The organism is Geobacillus sp. DSP4a (assembly GCF_013096875.1).
In the GTDB taxonomy this organism is placed as follows: Bacteria; Bacillota; Bacilli; order Bacillales; family Anoxybacillaceae; genus Geobacillus; species Geobacillus thermophilus.
In genome coordinates this window covers 1-9,570 of record NZ_SDLD01000068.1, presented here as the reverse complement: position 1 = coordinate 9,570, position 9,570 = coordinate 1, and the positions used below count along the sequence as shown (strand labels likewise).

The 9,570-nt window shown below is 39.7% G+C and carries 4 protein-coding genes; all 4 read left to right on the top strand.

Annotated elements, in window-relative coordinates; all coding sequences use genetic code 11:
* Positions 1-290: 290 nt before the first annotated feature.
* The 4 genes from ETC02_RS15615 (at position 291) to ETC02_RS15600 (ending at position 9,473) form a co-directional block, all read left to right on the top strand.
* A complete protein-coding gene (locus ETC02_RS15615) occupies positions 291-3,725 on the top strand; it encodes a 5'-nucleotidase C-terminal domain-containing protein (RefSeq protein WP_253264169.1) in 3,435 nt (1,144 codons plus the stop codon).
* Positions 3,726-3,799: 74 nt separating this feature from the next.
* Positions 3,800-7,399 (top strand): chitobiase/beta-hexosaminidase C-terminal domain-containing protein, encoded by a 3,600-nt coding sequence (locus ETC02_RS15610; RefSeq protein ID WP_050367855.1) that lies wholly within the window; start codon positions 3,800-3,802, stop codon positions 7,397-7,399.
* 212 nt (positions 7,400-7,611) lie between these two features.
* Positions 7,612-8,682, top strand: a complete 1,071-nt coding sequence (locus ETC02_RS15605) for a hypothetical protein (RefSeq protein WP_050367854.1) — start codon at positions 7,612-7,614, stop codon at positions 8,680-8,682.
* A 200-nt stretch (positions 8,683-8,882) separates the two neighbouring features.
* Entirely contained in the window at positions 8,883-9,473 is a 591-nt protein-coding gene (locus ETC02_RS15600; protein WP_371810218.1) for an IS4 family transposase, read from the top strand.
* Positions 9,474-9,570 lie beyond the last annotated feature (97 nt).

The window sequence follows — 9,570 nt, the reverse complement described above, 5'->3', positions numbered from 1 at the left end:
AGCCGAAGTGCGTTTACCCGTTTATCCAGTTTCGTTCGATGGAGTAAGTAGCCAACGAGAGCAAGCCCAGCACTTGGGGTAATCGCTTCATCTGTCAATACAAACCGAATCGGGAAATCTTTCATCATATCACCTACTTGATGAAGAATCGTCAACGTCGTTTTCCCTTATCGTATCAACGGTTTGCGACCATTGTAAAGATGTTTTGTCACGGATTCAGGATACGGATTTTATTTACCATAATTATACTTATTTTCGGAATCAATATTTTTAGGAAAGGAGAAAGAAGAATGAGAAAGAAAAAAACTAAAAAGTTAGCAATATCTATTGCTGCTATGTCTGCGTTCGCCGCTAATGCAGTGGTGGTTTCCAATCCGGCTCAAGCCGCAATAACGACCAATGCTGAGAAGTTGGTTGTCAAAGCGGAAAAACTTGCTGGCGCATTAAAATGGCAAGTTTCTTACGATTACCGGAAAAAGGTTTATCCTAAAAATGTGTTAGATTATCCAGATATGAAGCTGTTTAATGAGACAAAATCTGCGTTGAAAGCTGCTCGGGAAGAAGTAAAGAAGCTGAAAAGAAAAGAGAAAGATATTTTGGAGGCTCGTCTCACGCAAAATGTTCAAGTATACGTTGATCGCGCTACCTCTTATATAGACGCTGTATCGGCTGGCAAAAAAATCGAAGCGAAAGCCAATATATTAAAGAAATTAATTTCTAACCATATCGTAAATGACTCCACAGAAAAAGCGTATCATGATTTAACCAAAGAAATTCGTACAAAGTCCCCCGCTTTTTATAAAGTATATGGCGCTTCTACTCGTACAGCATTGGTTCAAACATATCTCAAACCTGCGCAACAAGTGAAAGATGCGGCGTTATATCCAGTTTCCATTAAAATAGAAACAGACCGTTTGAACGCGGCGCTGAAAGAAAACAAGATTGATCAAGCGATTTACCATAAAAACCGTATTGAAAAATTTGTGAGCGAAGGTTTAAAGATTGGAGTTTTGAAAGAAAATAGCAATCTATTAAAAAGCGTAATGGCTTACGTAAACCCGGTTAAGGCAGAGCTGGAAAAGCGATTTGCAATTTTTAATGCAGATTCTACTGCAGCGGACAAGCCAACCACTTTTGGCGGAACGGCAGCGGCAGTGAAAAAATACGATCAATCCGTCATCCTCATCGCGGGAAAAGATCAATATATTAAACTGGCAAATGCCGAAGTGAATGGAAACATTATTATTAAAGGGAACGAAACAGGCGCTGGAACGGTTTACCTGGAAAACGTGAAAGTAAACAAGGTGAATAACCAAGGCGGTGTCATTATTGTTGATGACGTAGCTGATCATAGTTTGTATCAGAAAAACGTCACAGCGGAAGAATTGAAAATCAATGATGCGAACGGTGCCAACATCGTAGCGGAAGAAGGCACAAAAATTAAGACATTATCTCTTACAGAAACAGCAGGGGCAACAGGAGCGGTGATTCTCGAGTCAAAAGAAAAAGGAGCATACGAAGTCGTTTCCATTGGCACGAAAGGCAGCGAATCAAGTAAAGGTGTCGAATTAAAGGGTGACTTCTCTAATACGAAAGTAGAAGTAACGGGTGAAGGTTCACAAGTCAAAGTAGCGAAAGACGCTGTAGTGAAAGAAATCGAAGTGAAGACAGAAGCGAAATTGGAAGCAGAGCAAGGCGCGAAAGTACAAGCCGTGAACCTGGCTGCCGAAAAATCAGGGCAAAAAATCGAATTAAAAGGGGACTTAAAGGAAGCTACGGTCACTGTTAAAAATGCTAATGCAAAAATTGAAGTGGCTAAAGATTCTGTAATTAAAGAGATTAAGAAAGATTCATCCGTCACGGGTTCTATTGAAGTAATAAATAACGGTACGGTGCAAACGGCTACCGGTGTTACAGTAAAGAACAATCCCGGTGGACAAACTGGTTCAACAGGTAATACAGGATCAGGTGGAACGAGAAACCCATTTAAATTAACAGTAATGCACACAAATGATACACATGCTCATTTAGACAATATTGCAAGACGCATCACTGCAATTAAACAGGTAAGACAAACAAACCCTAATTCATTGTTATTAGATGCAGGAGACGTGTTCTCTGGAACATTGTATTTTAATGAATTTAATGGATTGGCAGATTTAGAGTTTATGAATCTTGCGGGCTATGACGCCATGACATTTGGAAATCATGAGTTTGACAAAGGAACTGCAATTTTAGCTAACTTTGTGAAGGGGGCGAAGTTCCCATTTGTCAGCGCCAATGTCGATTTCTCCAAAGATGAAAATCTAAAAGTAAGTTTCCGTAATGAAATATCTTCAAATCCAGAAAACGGAAAAATTTATAATGGAACTATCAAAGAAGTAAATGGAGAAAAGATCGGTATCTTCGGCCTAACAACAGCTGAAACGAAAAATATTTCAAGTCCAGGTGAAGACGTAGTCTTTGAAGACTACATTGAAGAGGCGGAAAAAGCAGTTGAAGCATTCGAAGCCCAAGGAGTCAATAAAATTATCGCATTAACCCATATAGGATTTAACGACGGCGGTGGAGATAATGACCTTACGTTGGCAAAGGAAGTTGAAGGAATAGACGTTATTGTTGGCGGACATTCTCACGATAAGCTTGTTGAACCTGTTGTTGATAAAACAGGAGAAGAGCCGACTGTTATTGTTCAAGCGAATGAATATAGCAAGTACCTTGGTACGCTAGATGTCGAGTTTGATGAGAATGGGAAAGTGGTTGGCTATGCCGGCAAGCTGATCGACATTGATCAAAAAGTAAAAGTAGGAGATAAAGAGGTTTATGTGCTACAAGATGATCCGGAAGCTGCTCAAATTTTAGCAACAAAATACAAACCAAAAGTTGTAGAAAAGCAAAATACTATTATTGGACAAGCAGCCGTTGATTTAATTGGAGGAAATCCGCCTGCACGTGTTGGCGAAACAAACTTAGGAAATTTGATTACTGCCAGCATGCTGGCAAAGGCAAAAACTATTAATCCAGATACAGTCATTGCTCTCCAAAACGGGGGTGGAATCCGTGCTACCATCCCGGCTGGAAACATTACATTAGCAAAAATACTGGAAGTAATGCCTTTTGGAAACTCATTAGCATTAATGAAACTGACGGGTGCTGAAATCAAAGAAGCGCTTGAACACAGTGTAAAAGACGCACCAAAACCTTTTGGCGGGTACTTGCAAGTTTCCGGTATGAAATTCATATATGACAGCAGAAAACCATTAGGTGAAAAAGTGTTAACAGTGGAAGTGAAAGAAGGAGACAATTATGTTCCGTTAGATCCTAATAAAACATACGTAGTAGCCACAAATACCTTTACCGCAAAAGGTGGAGATGGCTACACCATGTTCGCTAAGGCTTACGCAGAAGGACGCGTTAGCGAACCGGGATTTGTCGATTGGGAAATGTTCAGAGATTATATCGCCGCCCAACCAAATCAAACGGTAAATCCATCGGTGGAAGGACGTATCATTGATGTAGCGACTGCTATAACCTCTATAAACGCAGCTGATTTCAGCGGAACGGCACAATCTCCTAAAGTTTACAACGGCAACGTTTCTGTTGATGTAACGGGAGTTGACAAATTAGAGTATGCAATTGTAAAAGGTGACCTTTATTTAAGAGGAAACACAGCGATCGTTTTAAACCATGTTACGGTAGAAGGCGAAACATATTTCCTTGACTAAAAAAATTAAACAAGCCCCTGGGCAAAATTGCCAGGGGCTATGTATGGAAAAAATATAAACCTAGGGAGGATAAAATGAAGATAAAAAGTTGGAAGAAAACTTTCAACATAGTGCTCATTTGGGTTATGGCCATAAGTCTGTTCGTCCCGGTTAATGTATCAAAAGCAGCTGAAGTTATGACAGTTGCTGAAGCAATTGCCAAGCAAGGTACAAATGGTGCCACGGTAGAAGGGTATATAGTTGGCAATTCTAAAGGAAGTGGGAATTTTACTTACGAACCACCATTTGATCATAGCCAAGGTCTATATAATATTAGTATTGCAGATAAAGCTGGTGAAACAGATAAGTTCAAAACGTTAAATATTCAATTAACAGCACCATATAGAGAAAAATTTAGTTTGGCTAAAAATCCAGGAAATTTAGGTAAAAAAATTCGAGTTACAGGAAATTTGGAGAGTTATAATGATTTACCTGGATTGAAATCTCCAATAAGTATTGAATTTGTTGAGGACACCAACCAATCAAAAGTCCAACCAGTCACCGCTTCCCCTGCAGCCGGAGGGGTTGAAAAGGGAACAGTAGTAACGCTATCAACAGCAACACCAGGTGCAAAAATCTATTATACAATGGACGGAACAGATCCAACCGAAACAAGTACAGAGTATACAGGTTCAATAACCATTGACGGAGATGTAACGATTAAAGCAATCGCTGTAGCAAATGGGCTTGAAAAAAGTGAAGTTCAGACTTTTGTCTATAAAGTTTTGCAAGAGCAATCGATTGCGGATGTAAGAAAACAAGCAGTCGGCACACAGGTGAGGACTACAGGAATCGTGACGGCTGTATTAAAAAATACCGTCTATATCCAGGATGAAACGGCTGGAATCGTCCTATACGGTTCAGGACTGAATGTTCAACGAGGAGATAAAGTTCGTGTAAAAGGAACTTTGGCAGAATACAGAACGTTATTGGAAATCAATGTTCAAGCAAGTGATGTACAAGTAATCGGATCCGAAACTGTTCCACAGCCGCAAGTATTAACAGCAGACCAACTTAACGAAGATAAAGAAGGTATGCTTGTAGCTGTTCACAATGTAACCGTTGAATCTTTATCCAACGGCAATTATATTGCCAAAGATGGCAACGGAAATACGTTTGTAATTCGTCCGGAAGATGTAAACTTACTTTCTGTTAATAAAACCTATGAATCTATTACCGGCGTCTTAGGTGCATTTGATGGGACATACCAGTTAATTCCTCGTGATGCAGCTGATATTATTACTGATTTAAGTAAAGTGCAACCTATTACAGCGACTCCTGGTTCGGGACTAGTGAAGAGAGGAGATAAGATAACATTATCAACAGCCACAGAAGGCGCGACAATCTACTACACAACAGACAACAGCGAACCTACGACAAACAGCCTCGTCTATCGTGAACCAATTACTATAACTAAAAATACTACGATCAAGGCTTTTGGTGTTAAAGATGGTTTAACGAACAGTGAAGTAGCTACCTTTAATTACATCGTTCAAGCTGGAGAAATTCGTATCCGTGATATTCAGGGCGCTGGGCATATTTCACCATTAAATGGATCAAATGTAACAGATGTTGAAGGTATCGTAACTTATGTAGTTGATGATAATAACTTTTATATGCAAGATTTACAGCCAGATAATGATGATAAGACATCAGAAGGAATATTAGTTTATAAAAAACTTCATGGCGTAAATGTTGGTGACGTTGTTCAAGTAACAGGACAGGTAAAAGAATGGTTACTGGAAGGATACTCTGAAAAAGCACAAACAGATTTGACTGTTACAGAAATAAATGCGTCATCTGGATCAATAAAAGTGATTTCAAGAGGACAACCGCTTCCTGCACCAGTTGTGATTGGAAAAGACCGAGCCCTTCCGACTGAAGTTATTGATAATGACAGTTTCACTAAATTTGATCCGGAAGAAGACGGAATCGACTTCTTTGAAAGCTTAGAAGGAATGCTTGTGCAGGTAGATAATCCAAAGGTTGTTGCACCGCAAAAATATGGTGAGATCATCGTTGTCCCTGAATCAATTCCAACGAATACAATAGCTGGTGGATTAAAAATTTCAGAAACAGACTACAACCCTGAAAGAATCATGATTGATATTAATGATGAAAACTATGTGGCAAAAACGGGAGATTATTTTAATGGCTCAATCAAGGGGGTTGTAAGTTATAGTTTCAGCAACTATAAAGTGTTAAGCAATAAAAGTGATTTACCAAAGCTTATTGAAGGAACAACCGCTCGTGAAACAACAACGATTACTCCAGACCCAGAGAAACTGACAATTGCTTCTTACAATGTAGAGAATTTCTCAGCAAAAACAGATGACGCAAAGGTAACAAAGCTAGCACAAGCAATTGTCCAAAATTTGAAGCAGCCGGATATTATCGGTTTAGTAGAAATGCAGGATAATGACGGGGAAACAGACAGCGGAAATACCAATGCTGATCAAAGTTTTGCGAGATTAATCAACAAAATTAAAGAACTTGGAGGTCCAGAATACGCTTATACGGATATCGCTCCGGAAAATAATAGGGACGGCGGTGCTCCTGGTGGAAATATTCGCGTTGGCTTTCTTTATAACCAAGACCGGGTATCTCTTGTAGAAGGAACAAAAGGTACTGCCACACAAGCAGTTGGTTTTGAAAATGGAAAACTGACATTAAACCCAGGCCGCATTGACCCAACAAACCCGGCGTTTGATTCCAGCCGTAAGCCGCTGGCAGCACAGTTTAAATTTAACGGAAAAAGTGTGATCGTAATAGCAAACCATTTCAACTCTAAAAGCGGAGACTTTCCTTTATTTGGGAAAGTTCAGCCTCCAGAATTCAAAAGCGAGGCTAAACGCCTTGAAATGGCAAGAATTGTTAACAATTTTGTAAAAGATGTTCAATCAAAAGATCCGAATGCAAATATTGTGGTATTAGGGGACTTTAATGATTTCGAATTTTCAAATCCTTTAAAAACACTAAAAGGAAACGAATTAACAAATATGATCGAGAAAGTTCCGGCAGAAGAGCGCTATTCGTATACGCATCAAGGGAACTCCCAGGTACTTGATCACATTTTAGTATCTAATAACTTGGCACAATCAACAATAGTCGATATTGTCCATATCAACTCATCTTTTATGGAAGTGCACGGACGTGCAAGCGACCATGATCCGGTACTAATTCAGATACAATTAGGTGCTGCACAGCCGAAATATGACAAGGTATATAATCTTGTTGGCTTCTCAACTAAAAAACTAACGATTCAAGCTTCCAACTCTCTGGTCAACATGGACGGCACTTCAGTAATTAGAGAGGGAATCTGGTTAAAGAACTCAGCTACTGTTAAAGGGGAAGGTTTAAAAAATACAAAAATTGTGATCAGCCCAACTTCAAAAGATGCTGTCATTGACTTAAGCGGTGCAGAAGTAAAAGAAGTATTAATCGACAATGCCAATGTAAAAGAGATTAAAGGCGCAGAAAATGTTCAATTATGGACGGTAACGAACGGAGTTGATACCTCTAATATCATATTTAAGGATTCAAAGGGAGAAGTAATATCGCCTGTCACGCTCCCAAGTTTGTCGAAAGGCTCTGCGGAGATAAATCTCTGCAGGGCTTTTCTTTTTGTACTTTAGTAGAAACATAAAATCCGTTTCAAATAACTTTTGAGACAGTTAATATAAAATAGAAGCTAGATAAATAGTATTAAGCCCTAATTCCTACCAAGGAGCCAACGATTTCAGTTTGCAAAGTTTGAGTTATTTATTGTCAGAAAATGAAAATAATTATTTACAATAAAGCACTCCCATGGTACAATTTATTGGTAAAAAATTCAGGAGGGACCTATATGAGGAAAATTATTTCATTATTGTTGGCTTTTTTATTAATGACATCGTTTTTGCCAAAACCATTTCAAGCAGCAACTAATGATCCATTAGTTCCTGTTTACAGCAAAAAATATAATTTAAGTATGTTATTGCCCAAAAAAGAATTGAGTCGTATTAAGGTAGTGGAGGACAAAGAAGGCTGGAAATTTTATTTCAAAGAGACCTCTAAAAAAGTGGGTGCATTAATTGTATTAATTAAAAAGGGTTTTTATACATATGAAGGAGAAGGAGACGTTTATATTCCTATCATCCAAGGTGATAAGGCTAGTAATAATGTATATGCTTTAGGACCTGCAGAACCCATGTATGAAGGGAGCATGGAGAAAGAGTATGAACGTATATATGATGTAATACTCAAGCATTTTGTAACAATGGAGTTAAGCACAAACCGTTATGTTTACACGATTCCTTGGGGAAAGACAACATTTCAAAAAGGGCAACTTGGCAAGATTGTAGTGACTAAGACAACCAATTATTACACGCTGGATAAGAATAACAAAATGATCAAAAAAGGCACTTTTAATAAGGGTGTGGAAAAACCGGTATTTAAACCGGCAAAAACTCAAAAGGGATATTATTATATTGGTGGCGGATTATATGTTCCGCAGAATTCCGGCAAATTTGTTAAACCTACTTCCGCAATGATCTCAAACGTTAGTAACGAACAGTTAAAAACCTATAATATGACATGGACCAATATGTCCAATTCAAAGGATAAATATTACCAAGTTGCTGAAGTGAAATATTTGGGTGGCAATAAGATCGATCTAGCCATTAGCGGAGTCATTTACTACCGAAATGATGGAGCAGATGTCAAACAAGAAAACCTGTCGAAAGCACGAGTGACCATTGATTCAAATGGAATCGGAACCTTCAAATTCAAAAGTGACTTTACCGGTGCATCAGGCACAGGGTATATCTACCTGCGAAATCACAGAGTAGCTGTTTACCTAGTTCCAGACGTTCTAGACAGCTACTTTGAAGCCATAGACATAGGCATCACTTACTTCACAAAAAAGTGGCCTTATTGATAGTGGGGGCTGACCCCATACCCATCAAGTTAAGAATTTTGGTCTTTGTGCATCGTCAAAAACATGGTATCCTTTCTAACGAACACTCCACGTTAGAAAGGATTTTTTTCATGGAAAAACAAATGAAAGCATGGGTTCAAACCATTCGTCAACTCTTTTCTCCCGAAGAATGAACCCGTCTCGCACGGAAAACAGGCTTTATCCGGCGTCAGCGTTCGTTAACGGCGGAAGCCTTTCTGACTCTCTGTGCATGGGGAGATGGCTCACTGGCCAAACAGTCGCTTCAGCGGTTGTGTGCGGCCTTGACGCTCTGGCATGGCTGTTCCCTTTCAAGCGAAGGCTTGAATCAGCGTTTTACCGATCGGGCCGTGGCATTTTTGCGAGAAGTGTTTTTCCTTCTCCTCCTGCATCAACGTCCATTGCTTTTGTCAGCCATGGAGACCTATCGAACTTGTTTTACCCGCCTGCGGATTTTGGATTCAACCAGCTTTTTGGTTCCCGCTGACTATGGGGAAGACTATCGAGGTTCCGTTTCGTCGGGGGTGAAAATTCAGTTTGAATATGACTTGTTATCCGGCGCCTGCCTTCAGCTATGCGTTCAATCGGCCAATGACTCGGACGCTCGTTTTGCCTATCATGCCCAGCATACGATTTTACCGAATGACCTATGTATTCGGGATTTGGGCTTTTTCTCCGTTGCCGCACTGGCCGAGATCGACGCCCGCGGAGCGTATGATATTACTCGGCTCCGTTCCGATATGGTAACTATTCACCCCAGTGCTAGTGTATAAAAAAGCCCAGCACAAATAGGGCATTTCGGTCATAGAAAATGCCCTAGGTAGCGGAAAGAACTCGATCGATCGTTTCGCCTGCCAACAGAAGACATAA